The 23,996-nt window shown below is 71.4% G+C and carries 20 protein-coding genes and 1 pseudogene; 16 read left to right on the forward strand and 5 right to left on the reverse strand.

Annotated features, from left to right (window positions below):
* The coding region (gene uvrA, locus IPQ09_00005; GenBank protein MBL0192604.1) for an excinuclease ABC subunit UvrA at positions 1-2,930 on the reverse strand (2,930 nt) is incomplete at its 3' end.
* A gap of 62 nt (positions 2,931-2,992) precedes the next feature.
* Here uvrA and IPQ09_00010 point away from each other — a divergent pair.
* From IPQ09_00010 to IPQ09_00030, 5 genes are all read left to right on the forward strand, one after another.
* Positions 2,993-3,613, forward strand: a complete 621-nt coding sequence (locus tag IPQ09_00010; protein ID MBL0192605.1) for a hypothetical protein — start codon at positions 2,993-2,995, stop codon at positions 3,611-3,613.
* Positions 3,610-5,190: a Tim44 domain-containing protein gene (locus tag IPQ09_00015; GenBank protein MBL0192606.1), complete on the forward strand. Its 1,581-nt coding sequence runs from the start codon at positions 3,610-3,612 to the stop codon at positions 5,188-5,190. The genes IPQ09_00010 and IPQ09_00015 overlap by 4 nt, the downstream gene beginning before the upstream one ends.
* A 59-nt stretch (positions 5,191-5,249) precedes the next feature.
* Positions 5,250-7,649: a PD40 domain-containing protein gene (locus IPQ09_00020; protein MBL0192607.1), complete on the forward strand. Its 2,400-nt coding sequence runs from the start codon at positions 5,250-5,252 to the stop codon at positions 7,647-7,649.
* 82 nt (positions 7,650-7,731) lie between these two features.
* Entirely contained in the window at positions 7,732-8,640 is a 909-nt protein-coding gene (locus IPQ09_00025) for a hypothetical protein (protein MBL0192608.1), read from the forward strand.
* Between the two features lie 112 nt (positions 8,641-8,752).
* Positions 8,753-9,991 (forward strand): 2-hydroxychromene-2-carboxylate isomerase, encoded by a 1,239-nt coding sequence (locus IPQ09_00030; protein MBL0192609.1) that lies wholly within the window; start codon positions 8,753-8,755, stop codon positions 9,989-9,991.
* A gap of 24 nt (positions 9,992-10,015) precedes the next feature.
* Here the strand turns inward: IPQ09_00030 and IPQ09_00035 are convergent, their stop codons facing one another.
* Positions 10,016-10,540, reverse strand: a complete 525-nt coding sequence (locus tag IPQ09_00035) for a dihydrofolate reductase (GenBank protein MBL0192610.1) — start codon at positions 10,538-10,540, stop codon at positions 10,016-10,018.
* 90 nt (positions 10,541-10,630) lie between these two features.
* On the opposite strand from IPQ09_00035, the gene IPQ09_00040 reads away from it, so the two are divergent.
* Positions 10,631-11,758, forward strand: a complete 1,128-nt coding sequence (locus IPQ09_00040) for a ferritin-like domain-containing protein (GenBank protein MBL0192611.1) — start codon at positions 10,631-10,633, stop codon at positions 11,756-11,758.
* A gap of 31 nt (positions 11,759-11,789) precedes the next feature.
* On the opposite strand, the gene IPQ09_00045 is transcribed toward IPQ09_00040, so the two are convergent.
* Entirely contained in the window at positions 11,790-12,086 is a 297-nt protein-coding gene (locus tag IPQ09_00045; GenBank protein MBL0192612.1) for a hypothetical protein, read from the reverse strand.
* A pseudogene (locus tag IPQ09_00050) lies at positions 12,075-12,277 on the reverse strand (pectate lyase). The gene IPQ09_00045 and the pseudogene IPQ09_00050 overlap by 12 nt, the downstream one beginning before the upstream one ends.
* A 153-nt stretch (positions 12,278-12,430) precedes the next feature.
* Here IPQ09_00050 and IPQ09_00055 point away from each other — a divergent pair.
* Together IPQ09_00055 and IPQ09_00060 are read left to right on the forward strand one after the other, a co-directional pair.
* On the forward strand, positions 12,431-13,447 hold the full coding sequence (locus IPQ09_00055) for a M15 family metallopeptidase (GenBank protein ID MBL0192613.1): 1,017 nt from the start codon (positions 12,431-12,433) through the stop codon (positions 13,445-13,447).
* 73 nt (positions 13,448-13,520) lie between these two features.
* Positions 13,521-15,791, forward strand: coding sequence for a heparinase II/III family protein (locus IPQ09_00060; protein MBL0192614.1), 2,271 nt, complete (start codon positions 13,521-13,523; stop codon positions 15,789-15,791).
* Positions 15,792-15,826: 35 nt separating this feature from the next.
* Here the strand turns inward: IPQ09_00060 and IPQ09_00065 are convergent, their stop codons facing one another.
* Entirely contained in the window at positions 15,827-16,774 is a 948-nt protein-coding gene (locus tag IPQ09_00065) for a hypothetical protein (protein ID MBL0192615.1), read from the reverse strand.
* Between the two features lie 126 nt (positions 16,775-16,900).
* On the opposite strand from IPQ09_00065, the gene IPQ09_00070 reads away from it, so the two are divergent.
* The 8 genes from IPQ09_00070 (at position 16,901) to IPQ09_00105 (ending at position 23,935) form a co-directional block, all read left to right on the forward strand.
* Positions 16,901-18,064, forward strand: coding sequence for a hypothetical protein (locus IPQ09_00070; GenBank protein MBL0192616.1), 1,164 nt, complete (start codon positions 16,901-16,903; stop codon positions 18,062-18,064).
* Positions 18,065-18,168: 104 nt separating this feature from the next.
* The gene (locus IPQ09_00075) at positions 18,169-19,938 is read left to right on the forward strand and encodes a hypothetical protein (protein MBL0192617.1); all 1,770 of its coding nucleotides are present in this window, start codon (positions 18,169-18,171) and stop codon (positions 19,936-19,938) included.
* A gap of 184 nt (positions 19,939-20,122) precedes the next feature.
* On the forward strand, positions 20,123-20,644 hold the full coding sequence (locus IPQ09_00080) for a VTT domain-containing protein (GenBank protein ID MBL0192618.1): 522 nt from the start codon (positions 20,123-20,125) through the stop codon (positions 20,642-20,644).
* 316 nt (positions 20,645-20,960) lie between these two features.
* Positions 20,961-21,509, forward strand: a complete 549-nt coding sequence (locus IPQ09_00085) for a DUF177 domain-containing protein (GenBank protein MBL0192619.1) — start codon at positions 20,961-20,963, stop codon at positions 21,507-21,509.
* 25 nt (positions 21,510-21,534) lie between these two features.
* Complete coding sequence (gene rpmF, locus IPQ09_00090) at positions 21,535-21,723, forward strand: 50S ribosomal protein L32 (GenBank protein MBL0192620.1); 189 nt, start codon at positions 21,535-21,537, stop codon at positions 21,721-21,723.
* Positions 21,724-21,858: 135 nt separating this feature from the next.
* Positions 21,859-22,866, forward strand: a complete 1,008-nt coding sequence (locus IPQ09_00095; GenBank protein MBL0192621.1) for a ketoacyl-ACP synthase III — start codon at positions 21,859-21,861, stop codon at positions 22,864-22,866.
* Between the two features lie 152 nt (positions 22,867-23,018).
* Positions 23,019-23,654, forward strand: a complete 636-nt coding sequence (locus IPQ09_00100) for a hypothetical protein (protein MBL0192622.1) — start codon at positions 23,019-23,021, stop codon at positions 23,652-23,654.
* Positions 23,655-23,671: 17 nt separating this feature from the next.
* Positions 23,672-23,935, forward strand: a complete 264-nt coding sequence (locus IPQ09_00105) for a hypothetical protein (protein MBL0192623.1) — start codon at positions 23,672-23,674, stop codon at positions 23,933-23,935.
* Positions 23,936-23,996: the final 61 nt, after the last annotated feature.

Genomic DNA, 23,996 nt, shown 5'->3' on the forward strand with positions numbered 1-23,996 from the left:
GGCTTTCGGGTCCCGCGCCCCGTCGCCTTGACCGCGCGACCTCGCGCGAGCACCGCCTTGAGAAACCCGCCCGTGGCCGACGTGGCGCTCTGCGCGAGCTGTTCCGGTGTGCCCTGGGCGAGCACGTAGCCGCCCGCGTCGCCGCCCTCGGGGCCGAGGTCGACCACCCAGTCGGCGCACTTCACCACGTCGAGGTGGTGCTCGATCACGATCACCGTCGCGCCGCGATCGACGAGGCGCGAGAGCACCCCGAGGAGCTTTCGCACGTCGTCCATGTGGAGCCCCGTGGTGGGCTCGTCGAGCACGTACAGGCTCCGCGCGGCCTGCGCCTTGCCGAGCTCGCGCGAGAGCTTCACGCGCTGCGCCTCGCCGCCGCTCAGGGTGGGCGCCGGCTGGCCCAAGAGCATGTACCCGAGCCCTACCTCCGACAGAGTGCGCAGCACGCGAAGGAGCGCGGGGTAGGCCGCGAACAGCGCGATCGCGTCGTCGACGCTCATCGCCAGCACGTCGGAGATGCTCTTCCCCTTGTATTTTACATCCAACGTCGCCTGGTTGTAGCGCACGCCCGCGCACACCTCGCAGGTCACGAACACGTCGGCGAGGAAGTGCATCTCGACGCGCACGGTGCCGTCGCCCTGACAGGCCTCGCAGCGCCCGCCCTTCACGTTGAACGAGAATCGCCCGGCCTCGAAGCCCCGGGCCCGCGCGTCGGGGAGCTGCGCGAAGATCTCGCGAATGAGGTCGAACGCCTTCGTGTACGTGGCCGGGTTCGAGCGCGGCGTCCGGCCGATCGGCTGCTGATCGATCGCCACCACCCGGTCGAAGTGCTCGAGCCCCTCGATGGCGTCGTGAGCGCCCACGCGCCCGTCGCTCCCGTGGAGAGCGCGCGCGAGCGCCGGCAGCAAGATCTGCCCAACGAGGGAGCTCTTGCCCGCGCCGCTGACCCCGGTGACGCACGTCATGGCGCCGAGCGGGAAGCGCGCGGTGACGCCCTTCAGGTTGTTCTCGCGAGCGCCCGCCACGACGAGCGCTTCTTTGCTCTCCCGCCGCACCGACGGCACCTCGATCGCGAGACGCCCGGAGAGGTAGCCGCCGGTGAGGCTCGCCAGGTTCGACTCGAGCGCCGCGGCGGTGCCCTCCGCCACGACGCGCCCCCCCAAGTGGCCCGCGCCTGGGCCGAAATCGACCACGCGATCGGCGGCGCGGAGGGTCTCTTCGTCGTGCTCCACCACGAGCACGCTGTTGCCGAGATCGCGGAGGCGGTGGAGCGTGCGGATGAGGCGCGCGTTGTCGCGCGGGTGGAGGCCGATGCTGGGCTCGTCGAGGACGTACATCACCCCCGAGAGCTCGCACCCGAGCTGGCTCGCGAGTCGAATGCGCTGGGCCTCGCCGCCGCTCAGGGTGGGCCCCTTGCGCTCGAGCGAGACGTAGTCGAGGCCGACGTCGAGGAGGAACCCGAGGCGCGAGAGCACCTCCACCAGCGCGGGGCCTGCGACCTTGCGCCCCGCGGCGTCGAGCTCGAGGGCGCGGAGGTGCGCCGCGGCGTCGCGCACCGACAATCGCCCCACGTCGGCGATCGAGCGGCCGCCGAGCTCCACCGCGAGGCTCTCGGGGCGCAGGCGCCGGCCGCCGCACGCGTGGCACTCGCGCTCGCGGAAGAAGCGCCGGTAGCTCTCACGCTGCGACTCGCTCTTCGTCTCGTGATACAGCCGCTCGAGGTGGCGGACCGCGCCCTCGAAGCGCACCCCGAAGGTGCCGTGGCTGCCGGAGCCCTCCTTGCCCCACGAGACCATCAGCTTGTCGCCGTCGAGGCCATAGAGCAGGGTCTTCTTCTGGGCCGCCGTGAGCCGCTTGTAGGGCGTGTCGAGAGACACCTTCGCGGCCTTCGTGGCGGCCTGGAGGATGCGATAGACCCACCCCTCCTTGCGGCTCATCGCGCTCGCCCACGGCACGATCGCGCCCTCGGCGAGGGTGAGCGTGGGGTCGGGCACGACGAGCTCGGGGTCGACCTCGAGCCGCACGCCGAGCCCCGCGCACGCAGGGCACATGCCCAGCGGGCCGTTGAACGAGAACGCCTGCGGGGTGAGCTCAGGATAGCTCCGCCCGCAGCACGCGCGGAGCGCGGAGTAGCGGCGGGGGGCCTCCTCGCCCGGCACCGCGAGGAGCACCTCGCCCTGGCCCTCGCGGAGCCCGGCCTCGAGCGCCTCGGCGAGCCGGGCGCGATCGGCCTCGGACACCTGCACGCGATCGAGCACGAGGTCTACGGTGTGCTTCTCGTTCTTCTTCAGCGACGGCAGCTCGCCGTCGAGCCGCAGCGCGGCGCCATCGATCACGACGCGCACGAAGCCGCGCTTCACGAGCCCCTCGAGCACGTCGCGGTGCTCGCCCTTGCGGTGCTCGACGAGCCTCGCGCGGACATCGACGCGCTGGCCGGCGAGCGACGAGAGCACCTCGCGCGTGACGTCGTCGGCCGAGCGCGCGCGCACCGGCTGGCCGCACTCCACGCAGCGCTGCGTGCCCGCCCGCGCATAGAGCACGCGCAGGTAGTCGTACACCTCGGTGATGGTCCCCACGGTCGAGCGGGGGTTGTGGCTCGCGCTCTTCTGCTCGATGGCGATGGTGGGGGAGAGCCCCCGGATGCGGTCGACGTCAGGGCGATCGAGCTGCCCGAGGAACTGCCGCGCGTACGACGACAGCGTCTCGATGTAGCGACGCTGGCCCTCCGCGTAGATGGTGTCGAACGCGAGGCTCGACTTGCCCGAGCCGCTCGGTCCGGAGAACACCACCACGGCGCGCTTCGGGACGGCGAGGTACGGCACGTCGAGGTTGTGCTGCCGGGCGCCCTCGACCACCAGGCTGTCGAGCTCGAGGGCCGCGCGCGGCTGCTTCTTCACGGACATGCGGCGCGAATAGCGGACCCCGGCGGCCATAGGAAGCGCGAAGCAGCGACGGGCGCGCGGCGCGCCTCGGATGGGGTAGTCTGGAGACGCGCATGCATCCGTTCTTCGACCCCCTGGCCAAAGACAAGGTGAAGGCCGCGGTGAAGGCGGTCGAGGCCCAGAGCTCCGTCGAGATCGTGGTCGCGGTCCGCGATCGCTCCGACACCTACCGCGACGTCGACTACCTCGTCGGGTTCGTGGCCTCGGCGCTGACGCTCACGGTCGTCATCTTCCACCCCGCCGAGCTCGACGAGCACCTCTTCCCGCTCGAGGTCGTCTTCGCGTTCGCGTTCGCGGCGCTCGTCACCTCGCAGCTGTGGACCGTGAAGTCCCGCCTCGTGCGCGAGCCCCGCCGGCGGGCCGCGGTCGAGGCGGGCGCGGCATCACAGTTTTACCGCGGTAAAATTTCCGCGACTCGGGGACGCACGGGCATCCTCGTGTACGTCTCGGCCTTCGAGCGCATGGTGGCGCTGCTGCCCGACGTCGGCGTCCCCGACGCGCTCGAGGCCACCCTCACGGAGGCCCGGCGCGCCCTCGAGGCCGCGCTCATCCGGGGCGACGTCGACGGCTTCACGCGGCAGCTCGAGGCCCTCGGGCCAGGGCTCGCCGCGGCCCTGCCCCCTCCCGCCCGCGCCGCCGATAACGTGAACGAGCTGCCCGACGAGGTCGTATGAGACGCCGACTGCCGGGCGTCGCGCGCCTCGCAAAGCTCCCCACGTACCTGGCCGTGCTCGCGTGCCTCGCGCTGGTCGCGCCGCCCGCCCTCGCCCTCGGCCGACCCGGCGGCGGGCAGAGCTTTGGCGGCTCGCGCAGCTCCGGCGGCTCACGCAGCTCCGGCAGCTCGGGCTCGCGCAGCTCCGGGAGCTCCGGCGGCTCGCGCAGCTCGGGAGGCAGCTCGGGGGGCTCGCTCTCGCCCGCAGGCATCGTCGTGCTCTTGATCGTGATCGGCGTCATCGTGGTGGTGCAGGCCGCGAGCCGCCGCGGGCAGAGCAACTGGACGAGCGGAACCGGACCGCGGGTCCCGATGCCCCCGCCCCAGTGGCACCCGCCGCCGACGCGGCGACGACGCTCGCTGCGCGACGCGCTGCGCGGCCTCGAGGCCCACGATCCGACCTTCTCGGTCATCGTCTTCGAGGACTTCTTGTCTGCACTCTACACGGACGTCGTGCTCGCCGTCGGCCGGGGCAACCTCGGCGGGCTCGAGGCGTACGTGATGCCTGAAGCCGCGGCGGCGCTCACGGCTCGAGGCCTCGCCGGCACGACCACGGCGCTCATCGGCGCCCTCCGCATCGACGAGGTCGACAGCCTCGAAGACGCGGCCGCGCGCTCCGTCTCCGTGGCGGTCGTCGTCGAGGCCAACCTCTCGCGACGGGACGCCGCGGGTCGAGAAGAGGCGATCTACACCCGCGAGCGCTGGGTGCTGCGCCGGGCGAAGGGCGCGAAATCGCGCTCCCCAGACAAGGCCCGCGTGTTCACGTGCCCGAGCTGCTCGGCGCCGCTCGACGCGATCCTCGCCGGCCGCTGCAAGTACTGCAGCCAGGAGGTCGCCACCGGCGCGTTCGACTGGGTGGTGCAGCGGATCGACGTGCTCGAGACCGAGCGGCGAGGCCCCATGCTCACCGGCGACAGCCCCGAGGAGGGCACCGACTGGCCCACCGTCGTCGACCCGCAGGCGGTCGCGCGCCTCGACGCCCTCCGCGCCCGCGATCCGTCGTTCGCGTGGCCGGCGTTCACTGCCCGAATTCAGCACATTTTCCTCACGTTCCAGGGGGCGTGGTCGGGGCGCGATCTCGCCGGCATGCGCCCCTTCCTGAGCGACGCGCTGTTCACCACGCAGACCTATTGGGTCACCGAGTACGTGAAGCAGCACCTGCGCAACGTCACGGAGAACCCGCGGCTCCTCCACGTCGAGCTCGCGCGCGTCACCTCCGACACCTACTTCGACGCCGTCACCGTGCGCATTTACGCAGCGAGCCTCGACTACACCCTCGCCGACGCGACCGGCGCGGTCGTCGCCGGCGACCGGCAGACCGAGCGCCGCTACTCGGAGTACTGGACGTTCATTCGGAGCGCCCAGGCCAGGGAGCGCCTCGCACCGATCCGCACTGCCCACGGTGCGGCGCGCCGCTGGCGATCAGCATGGCGGGCGACTGCACGCACTGCCAGACGAAGGTCACCGCGGGGCAGTTCGACTGGGTCCTGTCCCGCATCGAGCAGGACGAGGTCTACGAGGGCTGACCTCGGGCGCTGAGCTCGAGCGTTGACCTCGGTCGTTGCGCCGAGGCCGACGAGCGGGCACATTCCACCGAAATGACTCGCCTTCGTCCGATTCGCCGCACCCTGCTCGTCCTGCTCTCGCTCGTGTCGGCCGGCGTCGCCGCCCAGGCGGGCTGCGGCAGCGCCGAGCCCGACTCGCAGTTCGACAGCGGCCTCGGCGAAGCGGGAAGCGTCCCCGTCCTCCCGCCGCCGGGCACGTTCGACCCGACGGGTGACAGCCAGCCGCCTCCGCGCGACTCCGACCCGGACGCGCTGGGGCGGCTCGTGGTCAGCCCGGCCTCGGCCACCATCAACGTCACTCTCGTCGACGGCGTCGCCACGTTGAACGCGCCGGTCGCCTTCACGGCCTCGTACAGCGGTCAGCCCGTCACCGCGACGTGGCTCTTCGACCGCGGCGAGCTCGGCGCGGTGAGCGCGAGCGGCGCATTCCAAGCGAACGGGCGCAACGTGGGCGAGGGCACGATCACGGCGCGCTTCGGCGCGCGCGAGGGCTCCGCGAAGGTCAAGGTAGTTGTCAATGCCACGCAGAACGGCGCACCGACCGGGGTCGACGCCGGCGGCGGCTCGGGCGGGCTCGGAGGCGTGGGCGGAGAGCCGCTCGGCCCGGCGGTCACGGCCGCGGTGCGGAACAAGCTGAAGACCGAGTCGAACGCGCCCGCGAGCCCCGCGGAGCTCGGCTACCTCTACCCGTACGACAAGACCGTCTGGCCCCGCGGGCTCCTGGCGCCGCTCCTCATGTGGCAGACCACGCGCGAAGCGGCGGCGGTCTACGTGAAGCTCTCGCAGGGCAACTACAGCTTCGAGGGCACGTACTCGTTCGCGGGGCTGCCGGTGGGGAGCGCGGCGCGCAAGCGCGTGCGCCTCGAGGACATCCCCTGGAAGACCGCCACCGGCGGCAACCAGGGCGACGACCTCGTGGTCGAGGTGAAGATCTACTCCGCCGCGGAGGACAAGGTATACGGCCCGATCCGCGAGACCTGGCGCGTCGCCTCGGGCGTGCTGAAGGGCATCGTCTACTACAACTCCTACGACTCGAGCCTCACCGGGGGCGGCACCGGCGAGAACGGCGGCGTCATCGCCATCAAGCCGCGCTCGCCCGATCCGGTGCTCGCGATCCCCGGCGCCGCGGGCAAGTGCCACGTCTGCCACACCGTGTCGGCCGATGGATCCACCCTCTGGGCCCAGGACGGCAAGCTCGTGTACCCGAGCGGCCCCGACGACTACCGGCGCGGCGCCTCGTACGATCTCCGCTCGTCGAGCTCGTACGCCACACGCACCGTGTACGACGGCGCCTCGACGCCCGCGCTCGATCGCCGCTTCAACTGGTCGGCGCCCTATCCGGACGGCTCGTTCGCGCTCGCGGGGTCCCGCTTTGCGCGCGAGGCGTTCCTGCAGTCCGACGCGGCGCTGTTCGCGCGCGCGGGCGGCGGCGTCGTCGCCAGCACTGGCCTCACCGGCGTCGTAAACAGCGCCGTGACCCCCACGTTCTCGCCCGATGGCCGCAAGGTCGCGTTCAACTTCTGGGAGGGCACCGGCGCCGGCGGCGTCACGGCCGGCGCAGGCCGCTCGCTCACGATCATGGACTTCAACTGCGGCGCGGCCGCAGGCTCCACGGCGTGCGCAGCCGGCGGCCCGCGCGCGTTCTCGGGCCTCCGCGAGGTCTACCGCGATCCGGCGCGCTACCCGTCGTGGCCTTCCTTCCTCCCGGACGGCAAGGCGGTGGTGTTCAACAACCAGGTGCTCGCCGGTGACTGCGGACCGGGCACCGCGGGCAACCGCACGCTGGACCGAACCAGCCTCAACAACTGCCAGATCTCCACGTGGTTCGGCGCGAAGGCCGAGCTGTGGGCCGCCCGCGACGGCGCTGCGCCGAGCGCTCGCAGACTCGACGCCGCCAACGGCGTGGGCTTCGCGCCGACGAGCCCCGACCACCCCAACGACTCGCAGCTGAACTACCAACCGACCGTCAACCCCGTGCCCTCGGGCGGCTACTACTGGGTCGTGTTCACCTCGCGTCGCCTCTACGGCAACCTGCTGACGGACAAGCCGTGGGGCCCGTCCGGCGACGGTGGCGGACCGCAGAAGAAGCTGTGGGTCGCGGCCATCGACATCAACGCTCCCGCGGGGAACGCCGATCCCAGCCACCCGGCGTTCTACATGCCAGGGCAGGAGCTCTCGGCGGGCAACACCCGCGGCTTCTGGGTGGTCGACCCGTGCAAGCCCAACGGCACCTCGTGCGAGACCGGCGACGAATGCTGCAACGGCTTCTGCCGCCAGGCCGGCGACGCGGGCGGGCTCGTGTGTGGAGACAAGCCGCCGGGCACCACGTGCGTCGAAGAGTTCGAGAAGTGCTCGGTCGATGCGGACTGCTGCGATCCGAAGCAGCGCTGCATCCTCGGCAAGTGCGCGCAGGAGTCGCCCGTCATTCGCTGAGCATTCACCAATCTTTTCGCGCTGTTGAGTGCATGCCAGGCGCAAGACCCGCGGCGCGCGAGCACGTGGTACCATGCCCGTCATGGTGGGTGTGCGTGCACGAGCCGTCCGAGCGATCGCGCTCTCGGCGCTGACGGCGGCGGTCCTCGTCCCTGCGGGGTCGAGCGCCCTCGCCGCGCCCAAGGCGCCGGTGGCCGAGCGGGTCCCCTCGGCGGCCGACGTCGCCGCCGTCGAGCAGCAGTACGCGAAGCTCGACTACGAACAGGCCAACGTCGGGGCCGAGCGCATCGCGCAGAAGGGGCGGGGCCTCTCGCACGACGAGCTCGTGCGCACGTACAAGGTGCTCGCCGTCACCCACGCCGTGCTGGACCACGCCGAGCAGGCCAAGGACGCCTTCATCGCGCTCCTCAGCTTCGACCCGAGCTACGCGGTCGACCCAAACCTCGGCCCCAAGGTGCAGACGCCGTTCCTCGAGGCGCGGGGCTTCTGGCGCGCGCAGGGCGCGAGGCCCGGGATCGAGATCACCGCCGTCGTGCGGGGCACCGAGCCGGGCACGCTGCGGGTGACGACGCGCGATCCAACGAGGGTCGTTCGCGCGGTCAGCGTCGGCTTTCGCTGGGGCTCGACGGGCGCCTTCACGCTCGGCTCCGTCGCCGTGGGCGACGGCGTCGCGGTCGAGGTGCCGACGGCGCCCCCGGGCAAGGCGCGGCTCGACTACTACGCCCAGGCGGTCGACGAGCGCGACAACGTCCTCTTCGAGGTCGGACGCGCCGCGGTGCCACGGAGCGCGTTCGTGGAGGCCCGCCCCGCCGCCGCCCCCGCAAAGGTCGAGGAGAGCTCGTCGCTGTTCGCGAGCCCCATCTTCTGGCTCGCCACCGCGGCCGTCCTCGCGGGCGGCGCGACCGCCGGGTACTTCGCGTTTCGGCCGGGTCCCCCGGTCGCGGCGACCTACCAGCCCTCGCTCGAGTGTGGCAACTCGCGGTGCCCATGAGGCGACGAGCGGCTTGAACGCCCGCGGCGGCGTGCCCCGTCGCCAGCGGGGCCCGCCGGCGGCCCAGCAGCCGAGGCTGACGCGTGGGGGCTCCGCGGCTACTCTGCGCGAGATGACCCGTCACGTCCCCGCGAAGCGCCTCGAGTTCTTCTTCGACTACTCCTGCCCGTACGCGTACGTCGCGTCACGGCAGCTGCCCGCGATCGCGGCCCGCATGGGCGTCACGCCCGAGTACCGGCCCTTCCTGCTTGGAGGCGTCTTCCAGGCCCGAGGGACTCCCCAGAACTTGATGAACCAGCTCTCGCCCCAGAAGAGCGCGCACAACCTCGCCGACATGGCGCGCGCCGCCGCCCGCATCGGCGAGCCCCTCGTCGTCCCCGCCGAGCATCCGCGCAAGACCGTCGCGGCGCTCCGAGCCACGATCGCCTGCGACGTGGACGTGCGCGTGGTCGACGGGTTCTTCCGCGCCTACTGGGTCGAGGGGCGTGATCCGAGCGCGAAGGAGACCATCGCCGACGTGGTCTCCGCGGCCGGGTACGACGCCAGCGACGTGCTCGCCCGCATCGAGTCGCAGGCCGTGAAGGACGCTCTCCGCGCCGCCACCGACGAGGCGGTGAGCCGCGGGGTGTTCGGCGCGCCGACGTTCTTCGTCAATGGCACCGAGCTCTACTGGGGCCAGGACCGGCTCCACTTCGTCGAGGGGGCGCCGTTCGTGCCCGGCGAGGACCGCTCGGGCTCGCCGAGCGGCCGGGTGGTGGAGGCGTACTGGGACTACTCCTCGCCCTTCGCGTACCTCGGCATGTCGAAGGTGGACGAGGTCGCGCGGCGCGCCGGCGCGACGGTCGTGAGCCGCCCCATGTTGCTCGGCGGGCTCTTCAAGACGATAGGTCAGGTGAATGTGCCGATGGCCTCGTGGAGCGCCGAGCGCCAGGCCTACGTCATGGCGGACATGCCGCGCTGGGCCGAGTACTGGGGAGTCCCCTTCACGTTCCCCACGCGCTTCCCCATGAACACGATCAAGGCGCTGCGGGCCACGCTCGCCGCGCCCCCGGCGCTGCACCGCGCAATCCGCGACGCGATCTTCCGCGCCTACTGGGCCGAGGACAGGGACATCTCGGACGACGCGGTGCTCGCGGCGCTCCTCGCGGGCGTGGGCGCCGACGCGGACGAGGTGCTCGCGGCGACGCAGGCGCCCGAGGTGAAGGCCGAGCTCATCGCCGCGACCCAGGCCGCCGTGGAGCGCGGCGTGTTCGGAGCTCCGACCTTCTTCGTCGACGGCGAGCTCTATTGGGGTCAGGACCGCCTCGACCTCGTCGACGGGCAGCTCCGCGCCAGCGCTGACGCGCGCTGATGGGCGCGCGGCCAGGGCAGGCGCTCACGCGCGGCGCACGCGGTACTCGCTCTGCACGAGCCCGCTCGGGAACCCGGCGCTGCCTACGAGATCGAGGCGCACGTCGCGCTCGCGAGAGCCGAAGAGCCGCACCCCACCGCCGAGGAGCACGGGCACGACCGAGAGCGTGAGCTCGGACACGAGGCCCGCGTCGAGGAACTGCCCAATCACGACGCCACCGTCCACGTAGACACGGCGCGCTCCCTCCGTCGAGAGCCGCTCCGCGAGGGCCTCGGCGGTGCCCGAGAAGGCCTCTTCGCCGTGGCGCGACGTGAGGGCGCCGTGGGTCAGGACCACGCACCGCTTTCCCGCGTACGGCCACTGCCCAAACCCGAGGACCGCGTCGTAGGTCGCGCGGCCGAGCACCAGCGTGTCGACCCCCTCGAGGAACGCATGAAAGCCGTAGTCCTCGCCGGGCGCCTCGACGAGCGAGAGCCAGTCGAGACCACCGTCGGCGCGGGCGATGAAGCCGTCGAGGCTCGTCGCGATGTACACGCAGAACCTGGTCATTCCACGCTCGTAGCTGGCGGTGTGCGCGCCGGCAAGAACCCTCGCAACGCGAGCGCGAACGCGCGCTCCCCGCGCGCTACGCTCTCTCGAATGAGCTCCGATCGTCTCCGCTCGCGTGTCCTCCTCGCCGTCGGCCTCTCCGCGCTCCCGACCGTCGCGTGCTCGCGCGACGCGACGCCCGCACCCGGCGACACGGGGCCGCTCGCCACCGCCCCCTTCACTGCCACGCCGACACCCACGCCGAGCGGCGTCGCGACGCCGACGAGCCCCGACGCGGCCGATCTCGGCGGGCTCATCGGTCGGCCTCCCGGCGGAGGGTGCGGCTTCACCGTGATGTGCGTGCCCGCGCCGACGGGGACCCCGAAGCACCCCGCGCCGGCCCCGTACGGGCACTGCGAGCAAGATGCACCAGGGCTGTCGACCGGCTCGTTGCCCCACCGCGGGGGGGTGTTTTCGTCCGAACAGACCGCGCTTCGCTCCGGAACGGCGCGAAAGGCGCGCCAGTGCTGCTACCAAGAGCCTCGCGCCTTCTGCGGCGGCGGGCGCCCCCTCCCGGGCGCCGAGGGGCCGCTCCTCGCGCCGCGCACCCCGCGGGACGACTGGCACGACGCAGCGCTCAGCGCCACGCGGACGCCCCCACCCGATGCGGCCCTCGCGGAGCGCTTCCTCGTCGACGCCGCGTTCGAGCACGCGTCGATCGCCGCCTTCGGGCGCGCGTCGCTGCAGCTCGTGGCCCTCGGGGCCCCCGCCGACCTCGTCCGGGACACCCACGCCGCCGCGATCGACGAGGTGCATCATGCACGCTTGTGCCTCGCGCTCGCTCGACGACGCGGCGCTCCCGCGGTGGGGCCAGGTCCGCTCCCGCTGGACACGGCGCCCATCGACTGGTCCGTCACGGCGCTCGTCACCGAGACGTTCCACGGCGGCTGCGTCGGAGAGACACGGGCCGCGCTCGAGCTCCGCGAGCGCGCCGAGCGCGGCGACGCGGTCGAGCGCGAGGTGCTCTCGCGCATCGCGGAGGACGAGGAGCGTCACGCCGAGCTCGCGTTCCGTACCGTCGCGTGGGCGCTCGACGCGCTCGGGCCCGAGGCGCACGACGCGCTCCGCGACGCCGTCGGCCAGGTGCACGGCGCGCGCGACGAGGCGGTGATCGCCGTCGCGCTCCCCTGCGTCTACGCGCTCCTCGCGTCTACGAGGTCGGCGCGCGCGACGTCGTGACGCTCCGCCGCGAGGCCTCGACTTCGACGGTCTAGAAGAGCCGGCGGCGCGCGCGCCGCGCCACGGCGACCGCGAGACCCATCACGCCCGCGAGCGCGCAGAGCCGGCCGCCCGCCTCGCGATTGGACGTAGGCGCGACCGCGCAGCCGCCCTCGTCGGAGCTGCCCCCGCCCGAGGCGCCCGGATCGGTCCCACCGGCGCCGCCACCCGGAAGACCCGGGAGGCCCGGGAGACCCGGAACACCGCCATCGGTCGTCGGATCGACGCCCCCGTCGGCGCCCGGTCCCGGGCCGGGACCCGGGCCAGGCGGCGCGCCGCCCGCGATCACGCCCGAGACCGCGAAGACGATGATACGCGGCCCCGGAGTGTCGAGCGCGGCCTGGAGCGAGCCGGCGTGCGGTTCAGCGTGGTCACCTTGATGACCCTGCCTCCGCGCCCGCCCGTGGCGACCGCGCCGAAGCCTTCCGCGCCTGGAAACGCGGGGACGGCGGCGCGCGCGACTCCGGAGAGCGAGAGCAGGGCGAGGGCTGTGGCCAGGGCCGGCGTGTGCTTCATTCGCGGACCATACATCGCTCCAACGATGCGGCAATCCAGGGAGCGGGCACTCCCGTTACGCCCCCGAGGTCCGCTTCGTTTGGCGATAGCGCGGGTTTCCGCTATGCCGTGGGCACCATGGCCAAGCCAGCCCAACCCGCGAAGCGTGTGCTGTTCTCCGGGGCTCGCGCGGCGCGCGCCGGCACCGCGGCGTTCGTTGGCGCCGCGCTGCTGCTGGCGGCCTCTGCTTCGGTCGCTGAAGGGCCCCACGCCGGCGGCCACAGGCCAGGCCACAAGCCGGGCCCCACCGCGCAGGCCTCCGCCGCCGCCGCGCCCAAGCCGCGACCCACCCTCGCGCCCGATCCCCCGGCCGAAGAGAGCCCTCGCCCGCTCCCGCCGCTCACCGTACAGGTCGACGGCAAGCCGATGCGCTGCCTCGAGCAGCCGCCACAGGCGTTCCTCATCCGTGGCAATTGGTTCAAGAAGGGCACCGACTCCAACAAGGCGCTCGCCGAAGCCATCAAGTACCGCACTGAGCACTATGGCTATTTCCCCGGCTTCGGCAGCCCCTCGGGGAACGCCCACCCGCCCCGGTTCTACGCCGAGCCCGTCTCGTTCATGGGCATGACGGCCACCGTGAACAAGCACGTGGGCGTCGCGCTCCGCTGCGTCGAAGCGGCCCTGCAAGCCACGCCCGCGAAGGACGAATATCACCCTCACTCGATGGGTGGCATTCGCTTCTCGAACACCTACCGAGGCAGCGAGATCTCGAACCACGTGTATGGCATCGCCATCGACATCGAGCCGCACCTCAACACCTGCTGCGGGTGCGTGGCCCCCTGGACCGAGCACCCCCTCTGCCAGCGCCGGGTGAGCAGCATCTACGAGCGCATGGCGATGCCCAAGAGCTGGGTGGCCATCTTCGAGCGCTTTGGCTTCTACTGGCTCGGTCACGACGTGCTCCAGGACACCATGCACTTCGAGTTCCTGGGCGATCCCACGAAGATCGTCGAGCCCGCGCCGGCCGCCCCCGCGAGCGCGCCGACCGCCTCTGCCTCGTCGTCCTCGAGCGCGCCCTCGAGCCCGCCCTCCGGCGCGGCCGCTCCCGGGCCGACCGCCGCGCCAGCCGCGCACGCGCCGCCCCGCCCACGCTGAGCGCCGCGCGCCACGCGCCACGCGACGCGCTCGCTCGACGCCGAGCGCAACGAAGCGGTGATAGTCTGCGGGCATGGGAACGCCCGCGACCCGCCTCGTGTTCTTCGGTCTGGCCTCGCTCCTGGTCGCCTGCGGCGGCTGTCGAGAGCGCTTCCCGCCGCCCTTCGGCACGAAGACGCCCGCGGCCGACGGCGAGGACGACCCCGGCCCCGGCTCGGGCACCCCGCGCGACGACAGCCGGGTGGTCCCCGTCGCCAACCCAGAGGGGCCGTGGCCCCACCCGCGCGTGCTCCTCTCGGCCGATCGCATCACCAAGCTGAAGGGCGCGGTCAAGGAGGACAACCCCGCCTGGGCGCGCCTCCAACAGGGCTGCGACGCCGCGCTGCGCGAGAACATCGAGGCGGGCTACGAGGCCGAAGACTGGGGCCACGCCGCCGCGGATCTCGCCCTCTGCGCCACCATGACAGGCAAAGAGACCTACGCGAAGGGCGCGGTGAAGTACGCCGTCGCGCTCGTGGAGGACAAGGAGAAGGTCGGCGACAAGAAGGGCGGCGACAACATCGTCAAGCACAACGAGGGCTACACGATCCGCAACCGCGGCGTGTTCCCCGCGCTCGTGTACGACTGGCTCCACGAAAATCCCGCCCTCACGGCGGCGGCGAAGAAGGTCATCGTCCAGCGCGTGTACACGTATCTGAAATGGTATCGGAAAGACGGTTATCGAAACGGCGACGCGATAGGCAACCATTACATGGGCCACTTCGCGACGGTGGCAGTCGCGGGGCCGGCGTTCTCGGGAGACGACCCCAAGGGCAACGAGCTCCGCGGCATCGCGCGCAAGATGTGGCAAGAGGAGGTCATCCCCGGGTACAAGAAGCACGCGGGCGGCGACTTCGCCGAGGGCTGGCAGTACGCGCGCACCATCGCGCCCTCGATCGCGCTCCACGTCGACGCCGAGTCGCGCGCCCCAGGCGGCAACCCCCGCCTCGCCGACGAGCTCCCGTGGCTCCGAGAGACCATCGCCTTCCAGGCGCACGCGCTGCACCCCGACGGCCTCACCATGTTCGACAACGGCGACTGGAACCACAAGCCCGCGAGGCCTAGCCCGGGGCCATTCCTCGCCCTCTCGGTCGCCCTGCCCGACGCCGACTCCCAGAAGCGCGCGCTCTTCCTCGCCCGCCTGACCGAGAAGCCCGACGATCCGCTCTGGCATTGGCTCGAGTTCATTGCCAACGACCCAAGCCGCCCGGACGAAGATCCGCGAAAGGGCAAGACAAGCCACTTCGCGCCAGGTACCGGCACCATCCTCGCGCGCACCGACTGGGGAAAAGAGGCCTCGTGGGCCACCCTCACCTCTTCTCCCTTCTACTCCGACCACCAACATTTGGATCAGGGTCACTTCGAGGTGGTGCGCGGCAAGGACCTGCTCATCACCGATCCCGGCGACTACGACTCGTACTCCACCATGAGCCACAACAGCCTCCTCGTCGACGACGCGAAGGAGCTCATGAAGAAGACCCCGAACCAGTCGATCTACGGGGCCACCGCCGGGGTCCCTCGCTTCGAGGACGCGCAGCGCTACGTGTACGGAATGGCCAGCTTCGGATCGGCCTACGACAACGACCCCGACGACAAGCGCGCCAAGGCCGTCCCTCGTGCCGAGCGCGAGTGGTTCTTCTCGCGCGGCGCGTTCTCGGTGCGCTCGCCTGGCGCGTCGCGCCTCGTGGTGTACGACCGCGTGACCGTGGCCAAGGGCAGCTACGGCGTCACATGGACTGGGCACGCCGGCGCGCAGCCCAAGGGCACCGGCGCGAGCCTCCGCATCGACGTGGGCGCCTCGAGCGCGCAGCTCACGGCGCTGCTGCCGAGCGGGAGCGCGTTCAAGCTCGTGAAGGAGCCGTCGCTCAAGACCGACGACATCTTCATGAAGAACGATCCGGCCGAGGGCGTGTTCGGGCTGCGGCTCGAGACCGCCTCTCCGAAGGGGGCCACCGAGCGACGCTTCCTGCACACCGTGGTCGTCGGCGCGAGCGGCGACGCGATGCCGGGCGCGGAGGCCGTGGCCGGCGAGGGGGTCGAGGGCGCGCGCGTCGACAACGAGGTCGTGGTGTTCACGAAGTCGGGGCCGTCTCGAGCAGGAGCGGCGCCCGAGAAGCTCTCCTACAAGGCGCCCTCGGGCCCCACCACACACTACGTGGTGGGCCTCGTCCCCCAGGGGAAATACTCGGCCGCGGGCGCGCCCGACGGCGGCGCGTGCAAGATCACCGTGACCCCCGGGGGCGCCCTCACGGCGAGCGCGGCCGGAGTGCTCTCGCTGGCCGCGCAGGGCTGCGCGGTCAAGTAGCGCCGCGCGCCTCCGCGTCGCCGCGCCTGCTGCGCCTACTGGGCACGCGCGAGCTCGCCGACCAGGTAGTCCACGACCCGCTCGAACGGATCGAAGCCGAAGGCCTGCGCGATCGCGGGCCGCAGGTTCGAGTTCGCGTTGATGTCGTAGAAGATGCGGCGGCCGTCCTTGGCTTCCAGGTATTCGATCCCCGCGACGTCGAGGCCACCGGCGGCGACGATGGCCCGGCCCTCTTCCACGGCGGCGGCGGGCACCTCCTGGAAGGGGAAGAACTCCACGGGCTTCACGGGCCGCTGCTCGGGGATGTGGCACGCGGCGTCGCCGCCGTCGCTCGGGTTGCATAGCTCCGAGGGGCACAGGTTGAACGCGCCGTGCGAGACGACGCGCATCGCGTAGAGCAGCTCGCCCCCCAAGAACTCCATGCGCACGATGCCGCGCGACGGCTCAACCTCGAAGTGCTCCTGCATCAACAGCAGGTGGTCGGGCTCCCAGAGCCCAGGCGTTAGCTCGAGCGTCTTCTCGAGCTCGGCCTGGCTCTCGAGCAGGAACATGCGCGCGCCGCTGCCGCCTTGCTCGGGCTTCAGGAGCGCGGGGAACAGATTCCACGCCCGGGCCACCGCGCTCACGTCGTTGAACGCGAGGGAGCGGGGGTGCGCGATCCCGAGCTTCTTCAGGAGGGCGCCCTGCGCGCTCTTGCTGAGCTCGAGGGAGAACGCGCGCGAGCCGTTGAGCACGCGCGCTCCAGCGATTTCGAGGGCGCGCATGAACGAGAGCGCGAACGGCACCGCCCGCGTGTTGCCACGCACGTAGGCGCTCGGGCTCGCTTGGTTGAAGTAGAGCTTGGCCGAAGGCGCGAGGTCGACGTCGAACGTCGCGGCCTTCAAGTCGAAGGCCGTGAACGGCACCCCCCGGCGCTCGAGCGCGGCAAAGAGAGGTTTCTGCCATTCGGGGTGCTCGTAGAGGACGCAGAGGTCGGTCGCCATGCGCTGCGGTATGCGATCGGGCGCTCAAAATAGCAATCGCGACGTCGCACGGGCGGGCGCGGCGCGCGGAGCGTCAAGTAAGTAATTAACGTTGAAACCCCTTTGCGGATGGGTAAGGGTTCCCGCATGGCAAGGCTCGGTACGTTCATCCTGTGCGGCGCGGCGCTCTCGTTCCCATGGCTCAGCTCGGCGTGCACCTCCGAGGTCATCGTGGAGGGCCCGGGCGCCCCCACCCCGCCGGCGAGCAGCGCGCCGCCGAAGGCCCCTATGCTCGGGAAGGGCGACGGCTCCCCAGGCTCGGTCACGCTGACCGAGATCGCCAACGCCGACGCGGGCCTGAAGGACCCCACCGACCTCGACTGGAACCCCATGAAGCCCACGGAGCTGTGGGTGGTGAACCGCGGCGACGACAGCATCGTCACCGTGAGCGAAGCGCCCACCGACGCGCGCGCCACCGTTCGTCGGCGCGATCCCGCCGCCGTTCACTTCATGCCCAACCCGACCGGCATCGCCTTCGGGGGGAACGAGACCACGTTCGGCGTGCCAGGCACGTTCGCGGCCTGCGGCGAGTCGCGCAACGAGCGCGCGAACGGCTCTGCCAACGACTTCATGGGCCCCGCGCTCTGGTCTTCGGACCCCACCATCTTCGCGAAGAAGGACCCCATCGGGCTCGGCTCGCACCTCGACATGCTCCACAACACGCCGCTGTGCATGGGCATCACCCACGAGACGGCGAACCGGTACTGGGTCACGGGCGGATTCAACAAGAGCATCGACCTCTACGACTTCAAGCGCGACCACAACGTGGGCCAAGACGACCACTCCGACGGAGAGTCGTTCCAGTACGCGCGCGGCGAGCTTGGCTACGTCGAGGGGGTGCCGAGCCACCTCGCGTACAAGGTCGACACCAAGATGGTGTACGTCGCCGACACGGGCAACAAGCGCATCCTCTCACTCGACGCCAAGACCGGCACGGAGGCCAAGAAGGTGCGCGCGAAGGAGAAGATGGCGGTCGCGGTGGAGATGGACGGCGCCACGCTGGCCGACGTCGTGCCCGCCACCTTCGGCCTCCAGGAGCCCTCGGGCATCACGCTGAACGCCGACATTCTCTACGTGACCGACCACGCCACGTCGAGAATCCACGCCTTCTCGCTCGACGGGAAGGAGCTGCAGCGCCTCGACACGGGCCTCGCGCCCGGCTCGCTCGGGGGCATCCGCGTGGGACCGGACAAGAAGATCTACATCGTCGACAGGGTGGAGAGCCGAGTCCTCCGAATCGATCCCAAGTAGCGCGCGATGAGCTCCAGACCGAGCTCCGAACGCCCGTCGGCAACCACGCGGTGGCGCGCGATCTCCGCGGGCCTCCTCGTGGCGGGCGCGGCGCTCTACGGCGCGTGCTCGCCCGAGCCGCTCGGCCAAGAGCTCGACGCGGGCAAAGACGCGACCGCGGCCGACGGGGCAGGAAAGACGCGGCGAAGCCCTCGCTCTGCGTCGACGGCAAGCCCTCGCCTTACCCGGCCGCCACCAAAATCGACCTGTTCGCGACGGTGCCGGCGCTCGAGCTCCCCAAGCTGGGGGGCGGGACCTTCTCGCTCGCGAGCCGGTACAATCCCTGCGCGCCGCGCTCGAAGATCCTGCTCTTCCGCACCACGGCGGCGTTCTGCGGGACCTGCCTCTGGTCGCAGCGGCACACCCAAGACGTGATCCCGAAGGGCCTCGAGGACCGCGTCGAGCTGGTCGACCTCGTGGTCTCCGACAAGAACAACGTGCTCGTGCACACGAGCGACGATCTCGCGCGCATGGAGGCGGAGCTCGGGCCCCACGCGCCCACGGTCGTCGCCGATCCCGCCTACCGCTTCCAGTCCGTCGGCCTCGGCGACAGGCGGCTCCCGTTCTTCGTGCTCGTGGACTCGCGCACCATGCTCGCGCGGCGGTTCGTCCCCGATCCGGAGCCCGAGATGCTCGACAGCATGGTGCGGCGCGAGCTCGCCCTGCTGGACGGCCAGACGCCGCCGCTGTTCGCCGACGTGAAGTACGTCGACCAGATCTTCCCCACGAACCACTTCGATCTGCTGAAAGAGATGACGCTCCCGGGGCCCCCGCCGAAGGACCCGACGAACGCGGTCGCCGACTCGCCGGTCGCCGCCGCTCTCGGCAAGGAGCTCTTCTCCGACACGCGGCTGTCCCCGACCGGGACCGTCGCGTGCGCGACCTGCCACGCACCGGACAAGGGCTTCGCCGACGCGAGGCCGCGCGGCCGCGGCGTCGCGGAGGGCGATCGCAACACCCCGAGCGTGCTCTACGCCTCCCACGCGCGATTTCAGTTCTGGGACGGGCGCGCCGACACCCTCTGGCTCCAGGCCACGGGCCCCTTCGAGGACGCGGGCGAGATCGGCTCCAATCGGCTCTTCATCGCACACGCGATCGAGGCCTTCTACAAAGCACGCTACGACGCGGTATTCCCCACGAGCCCGCTGCCACCGCTCGGCGACCGCGCGCGCTTCCCCGCGAACGGCAAACCAGGAGACCCGGCGTGGGACGCGATGGCGCCGGCCGACAAGGCCGCGGTCAATCAGGTGTTCGTGCGAGTCGCCAAAGCCATCGAGGCGTTCGAGCGCACTCTGTCTGCGAGGGGGAATGCCATCGACCGCTATGTCGCCGGCGACCTGTCGGCCCTCACCCCGGACCAGAAGCAGGGACTCCATATCTTCTTCACCGCGGGCTGCGCGCAATGCCACTACGGCCCGCGCCTCACGGATGACGCGTTCCACAATCTTCGAGCGCCCACGGGGCGCCGCGACGGAGAGCCCGACCCGGGCGCCTCCGTGGGGCTCACCCGGCTCCTCGCCCACGAGTTTCGCAAGCCCGAGTACGCCGACGGCCCGTTTCAGGCCCTGACCCTGCCGAAAGACCTCAGGGAGCTCGAGGGTGCGTTCCGCACGCCGCCGCTCCGGGGCGTGACGGCCACGGCGCCCTACGGCCACGGCGGCAGCTTCGCGACCCTGGACGAGGTGGCGAAGCACTACGGCCTCGCGGGGCTCGAGCGCGCCGATCCGCGCGCGGTCGGCGACGTGGAGCCGTGGGTACCGAACTTCGTCGACGAGCACCGCCGGGAGCTCGTACCGCTCCTCGACCTGCTGAAGGGTGAGCTGGTCGTCCCCTGAGGTCGCCCGCCGCGCGACCCCTCCCCGAGCCGGCGCGGTTCTGCTCGTGTCCGGGCGCCCGCCCGACTACACCGTCGCCGTGCCCTCGTCGCGCCGTGAGCCCGCCCTCGCAACGCCCCCGCCCGGCCCAACCCCCGGCGACGCGAGCGCCCCCCTCGCCAGCGCAAAGCGGCTCGCGCAGGTGGTGGTCCCGCTCGTCGCGGTGTTCGCGGGCGTGAGCGTGGGCGCTGCGTTCTTTCGCCCCGAGCTCCGCGCCCTGGGGGAGGCGTTCGTGCGGCGGTTCGGCTACGGCGGGATGGCCCTCGGCGCGTTCCTATCGGACGCGTTCATGTCCCCGATTCCTCCGCAGTTCTACATACTTACGTCAGTGGCTGCCGGCGCGCCCCAGGGGCCGTCGGTCGCCGTAATCTGCCTCTCGTCGGTGGTCGCGGCGAACGTGGCCTACCACGTGGCCGGCTCGCTCGCCCGCGTGCCCCTCGTTCGGCACCGCATCGAGCGCTCGCGGGGCCTCATCGATCCGCTCTTCGCGCGGTACGGCTACTACGCCGTCGCCGTCGGCGCGGTGCTGCCCGTCCCCTTCTCGCTGCTCTGTTATCTCGCGGGCCTCTACCGCGTGCCCTACCGCCTCTACGCGGTGCTCGTGCTCCTCCGCGTGCCCCGGCTGCTGGTGTTCTACGCGCTGATCCGCCTCGGCTGGGCTCCCTGAGGGCGCGCGAGAGCCCCGGCTGAGAGTCTCCTGCGAAGCTCGTAGGGCGCGCCTCGGACCTGCGGAGTACGGACAGTACGCCTCGCGCGCGCTGGGGCGCGAGGTCGACGCTGGAGCGGGACACGCCGCCCAGGTTCGTGTGCACCGGACGCCGCCGATGAAGCCGTCACCGCGTCGCGCTCTTTGTGCCTACGCGCTCAGAAGGTCGCGCCCACGCGCCAGGCTTCCCAGGCCTACCCGACACGGCGAAACGCGCGCGGCTTGCGCGCGAGCGGACCTGAGGGTACACGGTTCGGCCCGCACCGCGGGTCACGCCATGTCCCCTCACGAGTTCTCCGTCCCCATCTCCTCGCTCGACGCCGGCGGCAAGAGCTTCACCTTCCCCATTCGCCCCGCGTGGATCCGCGGCGCGATGGAGGGGTGTGAGGTCACGCCCTCGGAGCGCGACGGCACCCTCGAGGTGCGCCTGTCACCGAGCGGCGCCGACGTCGTCGCCCAAGGTACGCTCGAGGCCGACCTCGTCGTGCCGTGCGCGCGCTGCCTCGGCCCTGCCAACATCTCGATTTCAAACAGCTTCTCGGTCATCTTCGTGCCAAACGCGTCCACGGCGCGCGGCGACGACGAGGAGATCGTGGGCAGTGAAGAGGGCGACACGCTGCCCTACGATGGCGAGACCGTCGTGCTCGACGACTTCGTCCGCGACGAGCTGTTGCTCGAGTCGCCGATGATTCCCTTGTGTTCCGAGGGCTGCCCGGGTATGAGCCCTTCCCTCGTTTCCAACGGTCCCGAGGCCGACCCGCCGAGTGACCCGATTGACCCTCGCCTTCTCCCGCTCCTGCGGTGGAAGACCCCCCAGAAGTCCTGAAGAGACCTGACGAAGGAGCATCCCCGTGGCCGTCCCCAAGAGGCGAACCAGCCGATCCAAGCGCAACATGCGGCGCGCGAACCACGACAAGGTCGTCCCGGTGCAGCTCATCGCCTGCTCCAACTGTGGCGAGCCCTCGGTCCCCCACCGCGCCTGCGGCGCGTGCGGCTTCTACGGCGGACGCTCCGTCAAGAAGACCGAGGCCGCCGGCTGAGCGCACCCGCAGACCGCGCACTCCAACGGCACGGGCAGGAAGATCCCTTCTTGCCCGTGCTCGGTTTTGTGCGAGCCAGCAATTGACTTTTTTGTTAGTCAGTAGGCCAGCGCGCCCCGCACCCTCGAGAGTCCCATGCTGCAGCCCGCCTCCCGCATCCTCGGCACCGGCCACTTCCTGCCGCCGAACGTCCGGACGAACCACGACATCGAGCGGATGGTCGACACCTCCGACCAGTGGATCATGGAGCGCACGGGTATCCGCGAGCGGCGCATCGCCAGCCCCGAGATGGTCACGAGCGACATGGCGGCCGAGGCCGCTCGGGCCGCGCTCACGATGGCCGGCCTGAAGGCGTCCGACCTCGACATGATCATCGTGGGCACCGTCACGCCGGACATGCCCATGCCCGCGACCGCGGTCTTCGTTCAGCAGAAAATCGGCGCCGGCCACTGCCCCGCCTTCGACATCTCCGCCGCGTGCGCAGGCTTTCTGTTCGGCCTCACGCTGGCCGACGGTGTGATTCGCACCGGGGTCGCCAAGCACGTCCTCGTCATCGGCGTCGAGCTGCTCTCGCGCGTGGTCGACTGGGAGGACCGCACGACGTGCGTGCTCTTCGGCGACGGCGCCGGCGCCGCCGTGTTCGGCCCTTCGGAGGGTAAGGTCGACAGCCTCGGCCGCCCCCGCGGCGTGCTCGCGTCCAGTATCCACTCGGACGGCGAGCTCGCCGCCTCGCTGTGGATCCCGGGCGGCGGCAGCCGCACGCCGGCCTCGGCCGACATGCTCGCGACGAAGGCCCACAAGGTCCACATGCGCGGCCAGGACATCTTCAAGGTGGCCATCAAGAGCCTGTATTCTGCAAGTAAAGCCGCCGTGGAGAAGGCCGGCATGACCCCCGACGAGGTCGACTGGGTCTGTCCTCACCAGGCGAACCTCCGCATCATCGACCAGGCCACGACCCGCCTCGGCGTCCCGAAGGAGAAGATCCTCGTGAACCTCGAGCGAGTGGGCAACACCTCGAGCGCGAGCATCCCCATCCTCCTCGACGAGAGCCTGCGCTCCGGCAAGGTGAAGGAGGGCGACAGCGTCGTCATGTGCGCGCTCGGCGCCGGCGTCTCCTGGGGCGGCGCGGTCGTCCGCGTTTAGACGGTGCCCTCGGCGCAGGCGGGCGCCTGCGACGGCTCGCGTCCGCCGGACGCCTGCGTCTTGCGCGGGCTGCGCGGCCCCGCGCTGGGCATCTGAACGATTGTGAAGGTCACGCTTCCCCGAGGCCGGCAACCCCAGCTAAGCTGCACCCAATGGCGCGCAAACTCCGCGTAGGCATGACACTCACGTTCCTCGCCGCGGGGGCCGCGGCGACAGCCTCGCTCACGGCGTGCCCCATCGCGACCGCCGGCATCTTCGAGTCGTACATGTCGATCGACGGCGAGCGGCGGCGGAACGAGTTCTTCAGCGACACGACGAACATCGTCTGCGCGGTCGAGGTGCGCGGCGCGCGCACCAACGTGACCACCGAGATGTTGATCCGGCAGACCCAGATCCTCACGCTGGACCCGCCGGTGCGGGCGACCGACACGAACGTGATCCTCGCCTACGCCGACTTCCAAGGCGCCGGCAAACAGGTCCTCGAGCTCAAGCCCGCCGACCCGAAGGACGCGGGCGAGGCGCCGCAGGTGAAGCCGTTCCCGGTGGGTCGCTTCCAGTGCGAAATCTACCTCGACGGCAAGCTCGAGGAGACCCTGCCCTTCAACGTGAACTTCGCACCCTGCCCGCCCCAGCGCATCGAGCCCGGCGCGCGGTGCGGCGGCTTCTACGAGAAGAACCGCTCGTGCCCCGCGGGTGGCGCGGGCATCCCCGAAGCCGGGCCGCCGCAGGTCACGGCCGGCACCTGCACCTGCGACGGCAGCATTACGGCGGTCTGGGTATGCAAATGACCTCGCGGGAGAGCCTCATGGTGCAGCGTACGGCACGACGAACCTCGCAGTCTTCCGCTCCGCGGCGTGGCCTCGCCTGGCTGGCGGTCGTGGCGCTCGGCGCCTCGGTCGTCGCGTGCGTCTTCGACTCGGGTGGCGGCTACCAGGGCGGCGGGCGCGAGTCTCCCGTCAAGAAGGAAGAGAACTCGACCACGCCCACCGAGCCCACCACCACGACGACCACGACCACGCCCCCGCCCGACTCCGCGCCTCCTCCCCCGGTCGACGCTGGCGGCGGCTGACCGCGCCACGCTCGCGCGTCCGCGGTCGCGTTGGAGAGCTCCCTCGAAACGGAGGTGGGCC

This window comes from Myxococcales bacterium, assembly GCA_016720545.1.
GTDB lineage: Bacteria > Myxococcota_A > Polyangia > Polyangiales > Polyangiaceae > JAAFHV01.

What these genes read in the sequence shown, in the direction of transcription:
- IPQ09_00060 (MBL0192614.1), top strand. Translation starts at nt 13,521, where the DNA reads ATGGGAACGCCCGCGACCCGCCTCGTGTTCTTCGGTCTGGCCTCGCTC.
- IPQ09_00020 (MBL0192607.1), top strand. Translation starts at nt 5,250, where the DNA reads ATGACTCGCCTTCGTCCGATTCGCCGCACCCTGCTCGTCCTGCTCTCG.
- IPQ09_00040 (MBL0192611.1), top strand. Translation starts at nt 10,631, where the DNA reads ATGAGCTCCGATCGTCTCCGCTCGCGTGTCCTCCTCGCCGTCGGCCTC.
- IPQ09_00085 (MBL0192619.1), top strand. Translation starts at nt 20,961, where the DNA reads ATGTCCCCTCACGAGTTCTCCGTCCCCATCTCCTCGCTCGACGCCGGC.
- IPQ09_00070 (MBL0192616.1), top strand. Translation starts at nt 16,901, where the DNA reads ATGGCAAGGCTCGGTACGTTCATCCTGTGCGGCGCGGCGCTCTCGTTC.
- IPQ09_00030 (MBL0192609.1), top strand. Translation starts at nt 8,753, where the DNA reads ATGACCCGTCACGTCCCCGCGAAGCGCCTCGAGTTCTTCTTCGACTAC.
- IPQ09_00010 (MBL0192605.1), top strand. Translation starts at nt 2,993, where the DNA reads ATGCATCCGTTCTTCGACCCCCTGGCCAAAGACAAGGTGAAGGCCGCG.
- IPQ09_00095 (MBL0192621.1), top strand. Translation starts at nt 21,859, where the DNA reads ATGCTGCAGCCCGCCTCCCGCATCCTCGGCACCGGCCACTTCCTGCCG.
- IPQ09_00015 (MBL0192606.1), top strand. Translation starts at nt 3,610, where the DNA reads ATGAGACGCCGACTGCCGGGCGTCGCGCGCCTCGCAAAGCTCCCCACG.
- IPQ09_00055 (MBL0192613.1), top strand. Translation starts at nt 12,431, where the DNA reads ATGGCCAAGCCAGCCCAACCCGCGAAGCGTGTGCTGTTCTCCGGGGCT.
- IPQ09_00105 (MBL0192623.1), top strand. Translation starts at nt 23,672, where the DNA reads ATGGTGCAGCGTACGGCACGACGAACCTCGCAGTCTTCCGCTCCGCGG.
- IPQ09_00035 (MBL0192610.1), bottom strand. Translation starts at nt 10,540, where the DNA reads ATGACCAGGTTCTGCGTGTACATCGCGACGAGCCTCGACGGCTTCATC.
- IPQ09_00065 (MBL0192615.1), bottom strand. Translation starts at nt 16,774, where the DNA reads ATGGCGACCGACCTCTGCGTCCTCTACGAGCACCCCGAATGGCAGAAA.
- IPQ09_00100 (MBL0192622.1), top strand. Translation starts at nt 23,019, where the DNA reads ATGGCGCGCAAACTCCGCGTAGGCATGACACTCACGTTCCTCGCCGCG.
- IPQ09_00025 (MBL0192608.1), top strand. Translation starts at nt 7,732, where the DNA reads ATGGTGGGTGTGCGTGCACGAGCCGTCCGAGCGATCGCGCTCTCGGCG.